At 44.6% G+C, this 16,367-nt stretch carries 17 protein-coding genes; all 17 read left to right on the forward strand.

All coding sequences use genetic code 11. From position 1 onward, the window contains the following. Positions 1-7: 7 nt before the first annotated feature. Positions 8-628 carry a stage III sporulation protein AF gene (spoIIIAF, locus tag BV11031_RS05790; protein ID WP_010328281.1) on the forward strand — a complete coding sequence of 207 codons (621 nt, stop codon included), beginning with the start codon at positions 8-10 and terminating at the stop codon, positions 626-628. Further along, complete coding sequence (gene spoIIIAG, locus BV11031_RS05795; protein WP_010328282.1) at positions 621-1,310, forward strand: stage III sporulation protein AG; 690 nt, start codon at positions 621-623, stop codon at positions 1,308-1,310. Before spoIIIAF ends, spoIIIAG begins: the two co-directional genes overlap by 8 nt. Further along, positions 1,311-1,973, forward strand: a complete 663-nt coding sequence (gene spoIIIAH / locus BV11031_RS05800) for a stage III sporulation ratchet engulfment protein SpoIIIAH (RefSeq protein WP_010328283.1) — start codon at positions 1,311-1,313, stop codon at positions 1,971-1,973. Positions 1,974-2,128: 155 nt separating this feature from the next. Then, a complete protein-coding gene (gene accB, locus BV11031_RS05805; protein ID WP_010328284.1) occupies positions 2,129-2,611 on the forward strand; it encodes an acetyl-CoA carboxylase biotin carboxyl carrier protein in 483 nt (160 codons plus the stop codon). An 11-nt stretch (positions 2,612-2,622) separates the two neighbouring features. After that, positions 2,623-3,975 (forward strand): acetyl-CoA carboxylase biotin carboxylase subunit, encoded by a 1,353-nt coding sequence (accC, locus tag BV11031_RS05810; RefSeq protein WP_010328285.1) that lies wholly within the window; start codon positions 2,623-2,625, stop codon positions 3,973-3,975. Between the two features lie 20 nt (positions 3,976-3,995). Then, complete coding sequence (yqhY, locus tag BV11031_RS05815; protein ID WP_010328286.1) at positions 3,996-4,403, forward strand: fatty acid biosynthesis protein YqhY; 408 nt, start codon at positions 3,996-3,998, stop codon at positions 4,401-4,403. Between the two features lie 263 nt (positions 4,404-4,666). Beyond that, positions 4,667-5,062, forward strand: a complete 396-nt coding sequence (gene nusB / locus BV11031_RS05820; protein WP_010328288.1) for a transcription antitermination factor NusB — start codon at positions 4,667-4,669, stop codon at positions 5,060-5,062. 11 nt (positions 5,063-5,073) lie between these two features. Then, entirely contained in the window at positions 5,074-5,925 is an 852-nt protein-coding gene (gene folD, locus BV11031_RS05825) for a bifunctional methylenetetrahydrofolate dehydrogenase/methenyltetrahydrofolate cyclohydrolase FolD (RefSeq protein WP_010328289.1), read from the forward strand. Between the two features lie 137 nt (positions 5,926-6,062). Continuing rightward, positions 6,063-7,409 (forward strand): exodeoxyribonuclease VII large subunit, encoded by a 1,347-nt coding sequence (gene xseA / locus BV11031_RS05830; RefSeq protein ID WP_129550700.1) that lies wholly within the window; start codon positions 6,063-6,065, stop codon positions 7,407-7,409. Beyond that, the gene (locus BV11031_RS05835; RefSeq protein WP_003226409.1) at positions 7,406-7,660 is read left to right on the forward strand and encodes an exodeoxyribonuclease VII small subunit; all 255 of its coding nucleotides are present in this window, start codon (positions 7,406-7,408) and stop codon (positions 7,658-7,660) included. The genes xseA and BV11031_RS05835 overlap by 4 nt, the downstream gene beginning before the upstream one ends. After that, positions 7,650-8,540: a polyprenyl synthetase family protein gene (locus tag BV11031_RS05840; protein WP_010328291.1), complete on the forward strand. Its 891-nt coding sequence runs from the start codon at positions 7,650-7,652 to the stop codon at positions 8,538-8,540. The genes BV11031_RS05835 and BV11031_RS05840 overlap by 11 nt, the downstream gene beginning before the upstream one ends. 180 nt (positions 8,541-8,720) lie before the next feature. Continuing rightward, positions 8,721-10,622, forward strand: a complete 1,902-nt coding sequence (gene dxs, locus BV11031_RS05845) for a 1-deoxy-D-xylulose-5-phosphate synthase (protein ID WP_010328292.1) — start codon at positions 8,721-8,723, stop codon at positions 10,620-10,622. Further along, positions 10,619-11,464, forward strand: a complete 846-nt coding sequence (locus tag BV11031_RS05850) for a TlyA family RNA methyltransferase (RefSeq protein ID WP_010328293.1) — start codon at positions 10,619-10,621, stop codon at positions 11,462-11,464. Before dxs ends, BV11031_RS05850 begins: the two co-directional genes overlap by 4 nt. Before the next feature lie 96 nt (positions 11,465-11,560). Then, the gene (gene argR / locus BV11031_RS05855) at positions 11,561-12,010 is read left to right on the forward strand and encodes an arginine repressor ArgR (RefSeq protein WP_010328294.1); all 450 of its coding nucleotides are present in this window, start codon (positions 11,561-11,563) and stop codon (positions 12,008-12,010) included. A 34-nt stretch (positions 12,011-12,044) separates the two neighbouring features. Then, positions 12,045-13,775 (forward strand): DNA repair protein RecN, encoded by a 1,731-nt coding sequence (recN, locus tag BV11031_RS05860; RefSeq protein ID WP_010328295.1) that lies wholly within the window; start codon positions 12,045-12,047, stop codon positions 13,773-13,775. Positions 13,776-13,949: 174 nt separating this feature from the next. After that, positions 13,950-15,230, forward strand: coding sequence for a SpoIVB peptidase (gene spoIVB / locus BV11031_RS05865; RefSeq protein WP_010328296.1), 1,281 nt, complete (start codon positions 13,950-13,952; stop codon positions 15,228-15,230). A gap of 274 nt (positions 15,231-15,504) precedes the next feature. Continuing rightward, positions 15,505-16,308 carry a sporulation transcription factor Spo0A gene (gene spo0A / locus BV11031_RS05870; protein ID WP_010328297.1) on the forward strand — a complete coding sequence of 268 codons (804 nt, stop codon included), beginning with the start codon at positions 15,505-15,507 and terminating at the stop codon, positions 16,306-16,308. Positions 16,309-16,367 lie beyond the last annotated feature (59 nt).

The raw sequence follows: 16,367 nt of genomic DNA on the forward strand, positions 1-16,367 counted from the left end.
CTGGCGGATGAGTTTTCTAACTGAATGGCTTACCACCATCGTGTTGTTTATCCTATTTGCTATTGTGATTGATATGCTGCTGCCAAGCTCCAGCATGCAAAAGTACGCAAAAATGGTAGTCAGCCTGCTTTTAATTGTCGTCATGCTTACGCCGATCTTTAAGCTTTTCAACACAGATCCTGCAGTCATCTTTGAATACCTCACAAAAAACGGGCAGTCAGAGTCCGCCGACATAAAAAATCAAATCGATTCAAAAAAAATAGAAATACAAGCTTCTCAGCGTGCATATATTTTAGAAGAAATGGCTGTCCAACTAAAAAAGAAAGCGGAGGAGAGATTCAGTCATGATGAATTCAAAGTAGACCACATCAAACTCACGGCAGGAGAAAAGGTAGATTCAGAAGAGGATATTCAAACAATCAGCGTGTATATGGCCCCGTCTTCTGAAAACACGGTCCAAACGGTCGCGCCTGTTCGCATTGACACAGATCATGCGTACGTGACAAAAGAAGCAGCCGAACAAAAAGAAGCAAAACAAATCCAGTCGCAGCTTGCGGACATTTGGGAAATCGGAAGTGAGAAAATTACGGTTCATATGGAAGGCGGGGAGAGTGTCGGCAATGAATAAAAGCGGATTATGGAATGTATTGAAAAAGCAGTTTCTTCCGGGGCAGACGAAGGGCGGCGAAAAGCCGAAGCTGACCAAATATCATTACTTTCTGTTCGTTTTTGTTCTCGGAGTTTCTTTCATGCTCGTCAGCCAGCTGTTTTCTTCGCCGGAGAAAACGGAAAACGCCAAACCGATAACGGCAGTATCATCACAGGATACCGGAGCCGGCAAAGAGAAAGCAGCCGAAGTGTTTAAAGCCTCAAAATCTGATAAACCGAAAGACTCCATCGACGATTATGAAAAAGAATACGAAAATCAGCTGAAAGAAATTCTTGAAACGATCATTGGTGTAGATGATGTCTCGGTTGTTGTGAATGTTGACGCAACGTCGCTGAAAGTATATGAAAAAAACAAATCAAACAAAAATACAACCACTGAAGAAACCGATAAAGAAGGCGGAACAAGAAGCGTCACAGACCAAACATCGGAAGAAGAAATCGTGATGATCAAAAACGGCGATAAAGAAACGCCCGTTGTCGTCCAAACGAAGAAACCTGATATACGCGGTGTACTCGTTGTTGCTCAAGGAGTGGACAACGTTCAAATAAAACAAACGATTATTGAAGCGGTGACACGAGTCCTGGATGTTCCAAGCCACCGGGTTGCGGTTGCCCCTAAAAAAATAAAGGAGGATTCATAAATGCTCAAAAAACAAACGGTTTGGCTATTAACAATGCTCAGTCTTGTCGTGGTGTTAAGCGTCTACTATATCATGTCTCCAGAAAGCAAAAATGCCGTGCAAATGAAAAGTGAACAAAGCGCGTCTGACGCAGGGGAGGTCGCGACTGAAAAAGCGCCTGCCAAGGAAGAAACGAAGGAAAAAAGCGGACCGGAAACTGAAACAGAACCGGATAAAGAAGATGGAACAAAAGGAACGAAAGATTCATCAGCAGACAAGGAAACATCCGCTGAAGCCAGTGAAAAAGGAACTGTTGTAACAGAAACAGCCGATGATGATCTGTTTACTACGTACCGTCTGGATTTAGAAGATGCCAGAAGCAAGGAAAGAGAAGAGCTGAATGCCATTGTGTCAAGCGATGATGCGACAGCAAAGGAAAAGAGCGAAGCCTATGATAAAATGACGGCTCTCAGTGAAGTGGAAGGGACAGAAAAACAGCTGGAAACCCTGATTAAAACACAAGGTTACAAAGACGCGCTCGTCAATGCTGAAGGAGATAAAATCAACATTACAGTCAAATCAGACAAACACTCAAACTCTAAGGCGATCGCCATCATAGACCTTGTGGCAAAAGAAATCAAAACAATGAAAGACGTCGCCGTCACATTCGAGCCATCCAAGTAAATAAGATGAAAAACACGCCCGCTTATCAAGCGGGCTTTTTGTTGCCATTCATATTAGAGTTGAATTCAAAAGTCCGCTCCTGTAAGATAAACATAGTATGTACTTTTAGTAGTAACCTATAAAAAAAGAAATTTCTTACATAGGAGTGCGATTGAATGTTAAATAGTAAAGAAATCCACGAGCTGATTAAAGCGATTGACGAGTCTTCAATTGATGAATTCGTATATGAAAATGAAGGTGTATCTTTAAAACTGAAAAAACATGAAGCGGGCACTGTTCAAGTGATGCAGCAGGCGCCGGCAGCACCAGTGCAGGCACAGGCTCCGCAGGCAGTTCAGCCGCAAGCGCAGCAAGCAGCGCCGGCACCTGCCCAAGAAGCGCCAAAGCAGGATGAAAATCTGCATAAGATCACTTCACCAATGGTAGGAACGTTTTATGCTTCTTCATCACCGGAAGCTGGCCCGTATGTAACGGCTGGTTCAAAAGTAAATGAAGGCACAGTTGTCTGCATTGTAGAAGCGATGAAGCTTTTCAACGAAATCGAAGCGGAAGTAAACGGTGAAATCGTTGAAGTATTAGTAGAAAACGGCCAGCTGGTCGAATACGGACAACCTCTATTTCTTGTAAAAGCAGAGTAAGGAGACATAACATGATTAAAAAGCTATTAATCGCTAACCGAGGAGAAATTGCTGTCAGAATCATCAGAGCCTGCAAAGAGCTTGGAATTGAGACTGTCGCTGTTTATTCAGAAGCTGATAAAGATGCCCTTCATGTTCAAATGGCTGATGAAGCTTTTTGTATTGGACCAAAAGCATCAAAAGACAGCTATTTAAACGTTACAAATATTGTGAGTGTTGCGAAGCTGACAGGCACGGACGCTATTCATCCGGGATATGGATTCTTAGCTGAAAATGCTGATTTCGCTGAATTGTGTGAAGAAGTTAACGTCACATTTGTTGGTCCGAGCGCCGAAGCCATTTCAAAAATGGGAACAAAAGACGTTGCGCGGGAAACGATGAAACAGGCCGGCGTTCCGATCGTACCGGGTTCACAAGGAATTATAGAAAATGTGGAAGAAGCGGTTTCGCTTGCTAATGAAATTGGGTATCCTGTAATTATAAAAGCCACCGCAGGCGGAGGCGGAAAAGGAATCAGGGTTGCCCGCACCGAAGAGGAACTGATCAAAGGCATTAAGATCACACAGCAGGAAGCTGCAACAGCATTTGGAAATCCAGGTGTTTACATCGAAAAATACATAGAAGATTTTCGTCATGTTGAAATCCAAGTGCTTGCCGACAACTATGGAAATACCATCCATTTAGGTGAGCGTGACTGCTCGATTCAAAGACGCCTGCAAAAGCTTTTGGAAGAAACGCCGTCTCCGGCGCTCGATTCAGAAATCAGGGAGCAGATGGGAGATGCAGCGGTTAAGGCTGCAAAAGCAGTTGGCTATACAGGCGCGGGAACAGTTGAATTTATTTATGACTACAACGAACAGCGCTACTACTTCATGGAAATGAACACGAGAATCCAGGTGGAACACCCAGTCACAGAAATGGTGACGGGCACTGACTTGATTAAGGAACAAATCAAAGTGGCATCAGGAATGGAACTGAGCCTCACGCAAGAAGATGTGGAATTTCAAGGCTGGGCGATCGAATGCCGAATCAACGCTGAAAACCCAAGTAAAAATTTCATGCCGTCACCTGGTGAAATTAAAATGTACCTGCCTCCAGGCGGTCTTGGTGTCCGTGTCGATTCAGCTGCTTACCCGGGCTATTCCATCCCTCCGTACTATGACAGCATGATTGCGAAAGTGATCACGTATGGAAAAACGAGAGATGAAGCGATTGCCCGCATGAAGCGCGCATTGAGCGAATTCGTCATCGAAGGCGTTGAGACAACAATCCCGTTCCACTTAAAACTGCTTGAACATGAAACATTTGTTAGCGGAGAGTTTAATACGAAATTTTTAGAAACATATGATGTAATGGGCTCATAATTTTTACGGAGGTGAATTGAATGAAAGACAACAGCTTGCTTAAAATGAATCAAGAAGATACGCATTTGGGTAAGGTTGAGATTGCACCTGAAGTCATCGAGGTCATTGCCGGTATAGCAGCTTCAGAAGTTGACGGTGTTGCCGAAATGCGGGGAAACTTTGCGACAGGTGTCGTCGAACGCTTCGGTAAAGTGAATCATGGCAAAGGTGTCAAAGTCGACTTGGCGGATGACGGCATTACGATCGATGTATATTGCGTCGTCACATTTGGCGTTTCGATTCCGAAAGTTGCAGCGTCCGTTCAGGAAAACATTCGTCAAACCTTATTAAATATGACGTCTCTTTCGATTAACGAAATCAATATTCACATCGTCGGCATTCAATTTGACACAAAAGCCCAGGAAGTCCAAATCGACGAAGAAATGTAAATGGCTTTACAAGAAACCAAGGGGAGGGCGGCCCTTTGGTTTTTTTACACGTTACCCTATATTTCAAAGCATGAAGAAAGCCGGCTCAAGGCAGCCGAGTTTCTTCATGAACGTGAAATCCGAATGATCATATCAAGGTGTGTGAAAATATTCGGCAATAGGGTGAAAAACCTTGATTTCAATATGCGGATACGAAAAAAATATGTTATGATCTCTTTATGGCTTAACGACAAGCGGATAAAGAGGATCAAAGGAGAAAGAAAATGAAAAGAAGAACAGCAAGAGAAAAAGCTTTGCAGGCACTATTTCAAATTGATGTCAGCGATATTGCAGTAAATGAAGCCATAGAACACGCATTGGATGAAGAAAAAACAGATCCTTTCTTTGAACAGCTTGTTCACGGGGTATTGGAACACCAAGTCCAGCTGGATGAAATGATCTCCAAGCATCTGGTGAATTGGAAGCTCGATCGGATTGCCAATGTAGACCGCGCGATTTTGCGCCTGGGAGCATACGAAATGGCATATGCCGAAGACATTCCGGTGAATGTCTCCATGAACGAAGCGATTGAGCTGGCAAAACGGTTTGGTGATGACAAAGCGACAAAGTTTGTAAACGGGGTTCTTTCTAACATTAAATCTGATATTGAACAATCATAGGAGGAAAGAAAATGACTGCAACAATCATCGACGGAAAAGAAACGGCTAGAGAAAAACGCGAACAATTGGCAAAAGAGGTAGAAGAGCTTAAAAAGCAAGGCGTCACTCCTGGGCTGGCGGTTATTTTGATTGGAGATGATCCTGCTTCTCACTCTTACGTGCGCGGAAAGAAAAAAGCAGCTGAAACAATGGGAATGAATTTTAAGCTTGATCAATTTGACAGCAGCCTCACAGAAGCTGAACTGCTTTCCATTATCGATCAATACAATCAAGACCCTGAGTTTCACGGCATTCTCGTTCAGCTTCCGCTTCCAGACCATATTTCTGAAAAAGCGGTGATCGAGCGAATCTCTCCTGATAAAGATGTAGACGGATTCCATCCGTTAAACGTAGGGAAAATGCTGCTTGGCGAAGATACGTTTCTTCCTTGCACGCCTCATGGGATTGTTGAGCTTTTGAAGAAAACCAAAATCGATCTTTCCGGTAAAGAGGTTGTTGTAGTCGGCCGAAGCAATATTGTCGGCAAACCTGTCGGCCAGCTATTATTAAATGAGAACGCGACAGTTACTTACTGTCACTCACGAACAGAAAATATGACCGAACATACGAAAAAAGCGGACATCCTTGTGGTGGCAGTCGGCAGAGCCAATTTCATCAGTGCAGACCAGATCAAAGAGGGCGCTGTTGTCATTGACGTAGGTGTTAACCGTCTGGAAAGCGGCAAGCTTTGCGGAGACGTTGAATTTGAAGGGGCAAAGGAAAAAGCGTCCTTCATCACGCCGGTGCCGGGCGGAGTAGGTCCGATGACCATCACGATGCTAGCACATAATACTGTTAAATCTGCGAAACGTACGTTATCATAGATAATTGGAGATATTCACAGCCGGCAACGTTTGCCCGCCGTGAATATGAGCACGATACCCGCTTCTTCAGGCTCCTAAAGCCAGGGCGGGTTTTCTTTAGTTATGGTGCAGGAATGCTTATGAGAGGAGTTTGAGACATGGGTGAAACAGCGTATGTTACCGTCTCAGCGCTGACAAAGTATATAAAACGAAAATTCGATGTAGATCCTCACCTTGAAAATATTTGGATTAAAGGCGAATTATCGAATGTAAAAATTCACACTAGAGGCCACATTTATTTCACATTGAAAGACGAAAACGCCAGAATGCAGTCGGTGATGTTCGCGAGACAGAGCGAGCGTCTGCCATTTAAACCTGAAAATGGCATGAAGGTGCTGGTCAGAGGGGGAATTTCCGTATATGAACCGAGCGGAAACTACCAATTATATGCAAAAGAAATGCAGCCTGACGGGGTCGGAGCGCTTTATTTAGCGTACGAAGAATTAAAAAAGAAGCTTGCCGGAGAAGGTTTATTTGACGACCGCTACAAAAAACAAATCCCCGCATTTCCAGCCACAATCGGGGTTGTGACATCTCCAACGGGTGCCGCTGTCAGAGACGTTATTACAACTCTAAAAAGAAGATATCCCCTTGTAAAAGTCATTGTTCTTCCAGCGCTCGTACAAGGCGAAAATGCGAGCAGATCCATCGTTACGCGCATTGAAGAGGCAAATGAAAAAGAGGTTTGCGACGTATTAATTGTCGGGAGAGGCGGCGGTTCGATAGAAGAACTGTGGGCGTTTAATGAAGAAATTGTAGCACGCGCGATCTTTGCTTCTAACATTCCGGTTATATCAGCAGTCGGGCATGAAACGGACTTTACGATCAGTGATTTTGTCGCTGATGTCAGAGCCGCAACGCCGACAGGGGCAGCTGAGATTGCCGTCCCGCATACCACTGATTTAATCGAACGCATAAAAACAGCTGAAGTCAGAATGACAAGAGCGATGCAGCAGCATCTCGGCCAGAAAAAAGAACGGATTCAAACGCTGCAATCCTCGTATGCCTTCCGTTTTCCAAAGCGTTTGTATGCGCAAAAAGAGCAGCAGTTTGACCTTGCCTATCAGCAGTTTCAATCACAGCTAACCGCTCTTTTAGATCGAAAAAGCAGACAGCTGGAACGTGAAACATACAGATTAGAGGCACTGCATCCTCATGAACAGCTGAAGCAAGCGAGAACAAAGTATAAGGAACAAACAAATCAGCTGAGAAAAAATATGAATATCCAAATGAATCAGCTGCATTCCCAATTTCAAACTGTACTAGGCAAGCTGAATGCGTTAAGCCCTCTTCAAGTGATGGAAAGAGGATACAGCTTAGCGTATAAAGAAGACGAACTCATTAAAAGTGTCAGTCAGATAGAAGAGAAGGACCAGCTTGAGGTCAAGCTAAAGGATGGCGTGCTGACCTGTGAAGTATTAGAAAAGAGAGGGGAAGAAAAATGACAGACGTGAAAAAAAATGAAAACATGACATTTGAAGAAGCGATGAAAGGGCTTGAGAGCATTGTGTCCAAGCTTGAAGAGGGCGATGTGCCTTTAGAGCAAGCGATTAACTATTTCCAAGAGGGCATGGCTCTTTCAAAAATGTGCCACGAAAAGCTGCAAAAAGTCGAAAAACAGATGGACTTCATTCTAAAAGAAGACGGCGAACTGGCACCTTTTAGTGTTCAGGAGGAAGACGAAGGTGACAAATAAATTAACGAGTTTTCTGGCGGAGCGGAAAAAAACCATTGAAAATCAGCTTTCTGTCTATACAGAAAAGCTCGATATGCCGGACTCATTAAAAAAATCTATGCTGTATTCCCTTGAGGCTGGCGGAAAACGGCTGCGGCCTCTCATTGTACTGGCCGTTTTAAACGCATATGGGAAAAATGAAAAGGACGGCATTCCGGTTGGCTGTGCTGTCGAAATGATTCACACGTATTCGTTAATTCACGATGATCTTCCTTGCATGGATGATGATGATTTGCGCCGCGGGAAGCCGACAAACCATAAAGTGTTCGGAGAAGCGACTGCAGTATTAGCAGGTGACGGGCTGCTCACGGAAAGCTTCAAGCTGATCACCTCCCACGTATCAGACGAGGTGTCAGCAGAAAAGCGTCTTCGGCTTGTGAATGAACTGATTTCAGCGGCGGGCACTGAAGGCATGGTTGGGGGACAAGTAGCTGATATGGAGGCGGAAAACCGCCAAGTCACATTAGAAGAACTTGAATCCATTCATGAGCGGAAAACCGCCAAGCTCCTCGGTTTTTGTGTAACCGCGGGTGCGATTTTGGCGGATGCGCCGGAGGAAGATATTGAAACACTGCGTACCTTCAGCAGTCACATTGGAATCGGTTTTCAAATCAGAGACGATATTTTAGATTTAGAAGGCAGTGAAGAGAAAATCGGCAAACGTGTCGGTTCGGATACAACAAACGAAAAATCGACTTACCCGTCACTTCTGTCATTGGAAGGGGCCAAACATAAATTGGATGTTCACATCAATGAGGCGAAGCGTTTAATCAGTGGACTTTCTCTTCAAAAAGAGCTTTTATTTGAGCTTTGTGATTTAATTGCGGCAAGAGATCACTAAACCGATCCTGATTTGAAGCGGCTGCACGAGATATGGTAAAATGTAAGCAGTTTAAATGAAAAATGAAATGGAAGAGCGCGTTTGTCTTTTTTTATGTTTGAGAACTGGTCATTGTCCGGCTCGGCATGAGGAAGACATGTATCATTGCAGAAATTCATGCTGAAAGTGAGTTGATCCGCTTTGGATCTTTTATCAATACAGGACCCGTCATTTTTAAAAAACAAGTCCATTGATGAATTAGAAAAATTAAGTGATGAAATCCGTCAATTTTTAATTACAACGTTATCCGCTTCCGGCGGTCACATCGGCCCAAACTTAGGTGTCGTAGAACTTACTGTTGCGCTGCATAAAGAATTTAACAGCCCGAAAGATAAATTTTTGTGGGACGTTGGCCATCAGTCGTATGTCCACAAGCTGCTGACGGGGCGCGGAAAAGAATTTGCCACGCTTCGCCAGTACAAAGGGCTCTGCGGATTCCCAAAGCGGAGTGAAAGCGAGCATGATGTTTGGGAAACCGGGCACAGCTCAACCTCCTTGTCAGGGGCGATGGGAATGGCGGCTGCCCGTGATATTAAAGGAACGGATGAATTTATTATTCCGATCATTGGCGACGGCGCACTGACCGGCGGAATGGCGCTTGAAGCGCTGAACCACATCGGCGACGAGAAAAAAGACATGATTGTCATCCTAAATGATAATGAAATGAGTATTGCCCCGAATGTGGGTGCTATTCACTCTATGCTTGGGCGGCTGCGAACTGCTGGTAAATACCAGTGGGTGAAAGATGAGCTCGAATACTTGTTTAAAAAGATTCCGGCAGTTGGGGGCAAACTTGCCGCCACGGCGGAACGAGTGAAAGACAGCCTGAAATACATGCTCGTCTCGGGGATGTTTTTTGAAGAGCTTGGCTTTACGTATTTAGGCCCGGTGGACGGACATTCTTATCATGAGTTGATTGAGAATCTTCAATACGCGAAAAAAACGAAAGGCCCTGTTCTCCTGCATGTCATCACGAAAAAAGGGAAGGGGTACAAACCGGCTGAGACCGATACAATCGGAACATGGCACGGTACCGGCCCATATAAAATCAATACCGGTGACTTTGTAAAACCGAAAGCAGCAGCCCCTTCATGGAGCGGTCTTGTCAGCGGCACTGTACAGCGAATGGCGCGAGAGGACGGACGCATTGTCGCCATTACACCGGCTATGCCTGTTGGCTCAAAGCTTGAAGGTTTCGCAAACGAATTCCCTGATCGCATGTTCGACGTAGGAATCGCCGAACAGCATGCGGCAACGATGGCCGCAGCTATGGCTATGCAGGGGATGAAGCCGTTTTTGGCGATTTATTCAACCTTCCTGCAAAGGGCGTATGACCAAGTGGTTCATGACATATGCCGCCAAAACGCCAATGTGTTTATCGGAATTGACCGAGCAGGGCTTGTGGGTGCTGACGGAGAGACACATCAAGGTGTGTTTGATATTGCGTTTATGCGCCACATTCCAAACATGGTCTTAATGATGCCGAAAGATGAAAATGAAGGACAGCATATGGTTCATACAGCACTCAGCTATGACGAAGGCCCGATTGCGATGCGTTTTCCGCGCGGAAACGGTCTCGGCGTCAAAATGGATGAACAGCTGAAAACGATTCCGATCGGCACGTGGGAAGTGCTGCGACCGGGGAACGATGCCGTCATCTTAACATTTGGAACAACAATCGAAATGGCGCTTGAAGCAGCTGAAGAGCTGCAAAAAGAAGGCCTTTCCGTGCGCGTTGTGAATGCCCGTTATATTAAGCCGATTGATGAAAAGATGATGAAGGATATCCTAAAAGAAGGCTTGCCGATTTTAACGATTGAAGAAGCGGTCTTAGAAGGCGGATTCGGAAGCTCGATTTTAGAATTCGCTCATGATCAAGGTGAATTTCTTACACCGATCGACAGAATGGGTATCCCGGATCGGTTTATTGAACACGGCAGCGTAACTGCGCTTCTTGAAGAAATAGGATTGACAAAACAGCAGGCGGCAAACCGCATTCGATTACTGATGCCGCCGAAGACACACAAAGGAATTGGATCATGACGTCAAAGAAAGAACGATTAGATGTTTTACTAGTAGAAAGAGGGCTGGCGGATACGCGGGAAAAAGCCAAGAGAGCCATTATGGCGGGGATCGTCTATTCAAACGAAAACCGCTTGGACAAGCCGGGAGAAAAAATTGACCGCGATCTTCCGCTAACCGTCAAAGGAAACCCGCTGAAATATGTGAGCAGAGGCGGCTTAAAGCTTGAAAAAGCGCTAAAGGAGTTTCCCGTCTCTGTTAAGGATAAAATCATGATTGATATCGGCTCCTCCACCGGCGGTTTTACGGACTGCGCGTTGCAAAACGGTGCTAAACAGTCATACGCGGTGGATGTAGGCTACAATCAGCTTGCGTGGAAGCTTAGACAGGATGAACGGGTTGTCGTGATGGAACGGACAAACTTCCGTTTCGCCACACCGGCAGACTTTACAAAGGGCATGCCCGAGTTCGCCACGATTGATGTGTCCTTTATTTCACTGCGGCTCATCCTGCCTGTCCTTAAAACATTACTTGTGCCCGGCAGTGACTGCATGGCTCTTGTTAAGCCGCAGTTTGAAGCAGGACGGGAATCCGTCGGCAAAAAAGGGATTGTCAGAGATCCTAAAGTGCATGCTGATGTTCTCAAGCGTATGGTCAGTTTCTCTGCTGCAGAAGGTTATATCTGCAAAGGCCTGTCATTTTCTCCGATCACGGGAGGAGACGGCAACATTGAATTTCTCCTTCATTTGCATTGGCCGGGAGAGGGACAGGAAGGACAGGAGCTGTCAGAAGAGGAGATCAATCGCATTGTAGAAGAGGCACATAAGACGTTAAAAGAAAAAAAAGCAGATGTACCGGAATAATAGGGCGCTATTATTCCTTTTTTCTGCATTCATGTACATTTTGTAGAGAATCATATAACATAAAAGAACAGATAAGCTGGAAATAGAGGTGCTTACATGAACAAAGGCCAGAGGCATATTAAAATCAGAGAGATCATTACAAGCAATGAAATCGAAACGCAGGACGAATTGGTCGACATGCTGAAGCAGGATGGATACAAAGTGACGCAAGCCACGGTTTCACGCGATATTAAAGAGCTTCACCTTGTAAAAGTGCCTACGAACAATGGCACTTACAAATACAGTCTTCCGGCAGACCAGCGGTTTAATCCGCTGTCCAAGCTGAAGCGGGCGCTGATGGACGCATTTGTGAAAATAGACTCAGCAAGCCATATGATCGTGCTGAAAACAATGCCCGGCAACGCCCAGGCAATCGGGGCACTGATGGATAATTTGGACTGGGATGAAATAATGGGAACCATTTGCGGAGATGACACGATTTTAATGATTTGCCGGACTCCTGAAGACACAGACGGCGTAAAAAACAGGCTGCTTGAGCTGCTGTAACAGAAATCTAACAAGATAAGAGGTGTAATGCTGTTTGTTAGCTGAACTATCCATTAAAAACTTTGCCATTATTGAGGAACTGACGGTTTCTTTTGAACGAGGGCTCACGGTTTTAACAGGAGAAACCGGAGCCGGCAAGTCCATCATCATAGATGCCATTTCTCTATTAGTCGGAGGCCGCGGCTCATCTGAATTTGTCAGATATGGAGAGGCAAAAGCCGAGCTTGAAGGCTTGTTTCTATTGGAGAGCGGCCATCCTGTTTTTGAAGTATGCGCTGAGCAGGGAATTGACGTTTCAGACGAAATGATCATCATGAGGAGGGACATCAGCACGAGCGGAAAAAGCGTTTGCCGCATTAATGGCAAGCTTGTTACGATTGCCTCGCTAAGAGAGATCGGCAGGCTTTTATTAGATATTCACGGGCAGCACGATAACCAGCTGTTAATGGAAGACGAAAATCATCTCCAGCTGTTGGACAAGTTTGCCGGAGCCGAAGCGGAAAGCGCGCTTCAAGCGTATCAGGAAGGGTATCAACGATATATGAAGCTGCTTAAAAAGCTAAAGCAGCTTTCTGAAAGCGAACAGGAAATGGCCCACCGTCTTGATCTCATTCAATTTCAGCTTGAAGAAATTGAATCGGCCAAGCTCGAGCTTAATGAAGATGAACAGCTTCAGGAAGAGCGCCAGCAATTTTCAAATTTTGAAAAGATCTATGAATCGCTGCAAAATGCATATAATGCGCTTCGAAGCGAGCAGGGCGGACTGGATTGGGTCGGAATGGCTTCAGCGCAGCTTGAAGATATATCCGATATTAACGAACCGCTGAAAAAGCTGTCTGAAAATGTGTCGAACTCCTACTATCTTTTGGAGGACGCTACATTTCAGATGAGAAATATGCTGGATGAGCTTGAATATGATCCGGAACGCCTGAATGATATTGAGACGCGTCTTAATGAAATCAAACAGCTGAAACGAAAATACGGTGCGTCTGTTGAGGATATTTTGGAATACGCTTCTAAAATTGAAGAAGAGATTGACCAAATAGAAAATAGAGACAGCCACCTTCAAAGTGTGAAGAAGGAGCTTGATTCAGTCGGCAAAGATGTCGCAGTGGAAGCGGAAAATGTTTCAAAAATCCGCAAAACATGGGCGAAAAAGCTGGCTGATGAGATTCATCGGGAATTAAAAAGCCTCTATATGGAAAAAACAACTTTTGATACGGAATTTAAGGTCAGAACAGCGCCCCGAAATGAAGAGGCGCCAATTGTAAACGGCCAGCCTGTCCAACTGACTGAACAAGGGATTGATTTGGTGAAGTTTTTAATTTCAACCAATACAGGCGAACCGCTCAAATCTCTTTCGAAAGTCGCTTCCGGAGGAGAGCTGTCACGAGTGATGCTTGCTATGAAAAGCATTTTTTCCTCCCAACAGGATGTGACGTCGATTATATTCGATGAGGTTGATACCGGAGTAAGCGGCAGAGTCGCACAGGCAATCGCTGAGAAGATCCATAAAGTATCAATAGGCTCGCAAGTGCTGTGCATTACACATTTGCCTCAGGTGGCCGCCATGGCCGATACGCACCTTTATATTGCGAAGGAGTTAAAAGACGGCAGAACGACAACACATGTCAAGCCGCTGTCTAAGCAGGAAAAGGTAACAGAAATCGGACGCATGATTGCCGGCGTCGAAGTAACAGACGTAACGAAACGCCATGCAAAAGAACTTTTAAGACAAGCGGATCAAGTCAAAACAACCGGGTAGGCTGCGCGAAAAGCGCAGCTTATTTTTTTCGAGCACATCCATTCGTTCATCAGTATATCCAATGTTTTTCTTTATATGACAGTTATAAATAAGCCGTCAAAAGGCAAAATTAAATGATGTAGCAGCAAGTCATAAAGAAGGTGTGGGATAGGAGCGAGGAGAGTGAAGTAGTAAATGCCCGATAACATCAGAAAAGCAGTAGGTTTAATTCTCCTTGTTTCGTTATTAAGTGTAGGTTTGTGCAAACCGCTAAAAGAGTATTTACTGATTCCAACGCAAATGAGAGTATTTGAAACCCAAACACAAGCGATTGAAACGGGTTTATCGGTAAACGCTCATTCACAAGAATCTTCAGAAGCGTTTACAGTAAAGAAAGACCCGCATGAAATCAAGGTGACAGGCAAAAAATCAGGTGAATCAGAGTTAGTATACGATCTTGCAGGATTTCCAATCAAAAAAACAAAAGTACAAGTTCTTCCTGATTTAAAAGTCATACCTGGCGGACAATCGATCGGTGTTAAACTTCATTCCGTCGGTGTTCTTGTCGTCGGATTTCATCAAATCAACACGAGTGAAGGCAAAAAATCGCCGGGAGAAACGGCCGGTATTGAAGCGGGCGACATCATTATTGAAATGAATGGACAGAAAATTGAAAAAATGAATGATGTAGCCCCATATATCCAGCATGCCGGAAAAACTGGAGAATCGTTAGATTTGCTCATTAAACGTGATAAACAGAAAATCAAAACAAAGCTCATTCCGGAAAAAGATGATGCAGAAGGTAAGTACAGAATTGGGTTATATATCAGGGATTCTGCCGCTGGCATCGGTACAATGACTTTTTATGAACCAAAGTCAAAAAAATACGGAGCACTTGGCCATGTGATTTCCGATATGGACACAAAGAAACCGATTGTCGTGGAGAATGGAGAAATCGTTAAATCAACTGTAACATCAATTGAAAAAGGGACAGGCGGAAATCCGGGAGAAAAACTGGCGCGATTTTCCTCAGAACGCAAAACGATCGGGGATATTAACAGAAACAGCCCGTTTGGGATATTCGGCACACTTCATCAGCCGATTCAAAACAACATTTCAGATCGAGCACTGCCGGTTGCGTTTTCTACTGAAGTCAAAAAAGGGCCGGCTGAAATTTTAACGGTCATTAATAATGACAAGGTAGAAAAATTTGATATTGAAATCATCAGCACAACCCCGCAAAAATTCCCGGCGACAAAAGGGATGGTCTTAAAAATAACTGATCCAAGGCTGTTGAAAGAAACTGGCGGCATCGTCCAGGGGATGAGCGGAAGCCCGATCATCCAAAATGGAAAAGTAATCGGCGCTGTTACCCATGTGTTTGTAAATGACCCGACAAGCGGATATGGCGTTCATATAGAATGGATGCTGTCAGAAGCAGGAATCGATATTGACGGAAAAGAAAAAGCAAGCTGACTGCCGGAATTCCGGCAGTTTTTTTGTTTTGACCCCTCTTCACTTCTCAGAATACATAAGGTAAAATATACAAAAGAAGATTTTTCGACAAATTCACGTTTCCTTGTTTGTCAAATTTCATTTTTAGTCGAAAAACGGAGAAAAACATAGAATTACAAAGATATGCCACTAATATTGGTGATTATGATTTTTTTAGAGGGTATATAGCGGTTTTGTCGAATGTAAACATGTAGCAAGGGTGAATCCTGTTAACTACATTTGGGGAGGAAGAAACGTGGAGAAAATTAAAGTTTGTGTTGCTGACGATAATCGAGAGCTGGTAAGCCTGTTGAGTGAATATATAGAAGGACAGGAAGACATGGAAGTCATCGGTGTTGCTTATAACGGACAGGAATGCCTGTCGTTGTTTAAAGAAAAAGATCCCGATGTGCTCGTATTGGATATTATTATGCCGCATTTGGACGGACTTGCGGTTATAGAGCGGCTGCGGGAATCAGACCTGAAAAAACAGCCGAATGTCATTATGCTGACAGCCTTTGGGCAGGAAGATGTCACGAAAAAGGCCGTCGATTTAGGCGCGTCCTACTTTATTCTGAAACCGTTTGATATGGAAAACCTTGTCGGGCATATCCGCCAGGTCAGCGGGAATGCAAGCAGCGTGACGCATCGCGCGCCGTCATCACAAAGCAGCATTATACGCAGCGCCCAGCCAGAACCAAAGAAGAAAAATCTCGACGCGAGCATCACAAGCATTATCCATGAAATCGGCGTCCCAGCACATATTAAGGGCTATCTCTATCTGCGCGAAGCCATCTCAATGGTATACAATGACATTGAATTGCTCGGCAGCATTACTAAAGTTCTCTATCCGGACATCGCCAAAAAATTCAACACAACCGCAAGCCGTGTAGAAAGAGCAATCCGCCATGCGATTGAAGTCGCATGGAGCAGAGGGAACATTGATTCGATTTCCTCGTTGTTCGGCTATACAGTCAGCATGACAAAAGCCAAACCTACCAACTCAGAGTTCATTGCGATGGTTGCGGATAAGCTGAGATTAGAGCATAAGGCTTCTTAGGCATGAGAATAGTAGCGGATGATTAAATCAAACGTCTTTTATTTATTGGTTTGCGCTGA

Source organism: Bacillus vallismortis, assembly GCF_004116955.1.
Lineage (GTDB): Bacteria > Bacillota > Bacilli > Bacillales > Bacillaceae > Bacillus > Bacillus vallismortis.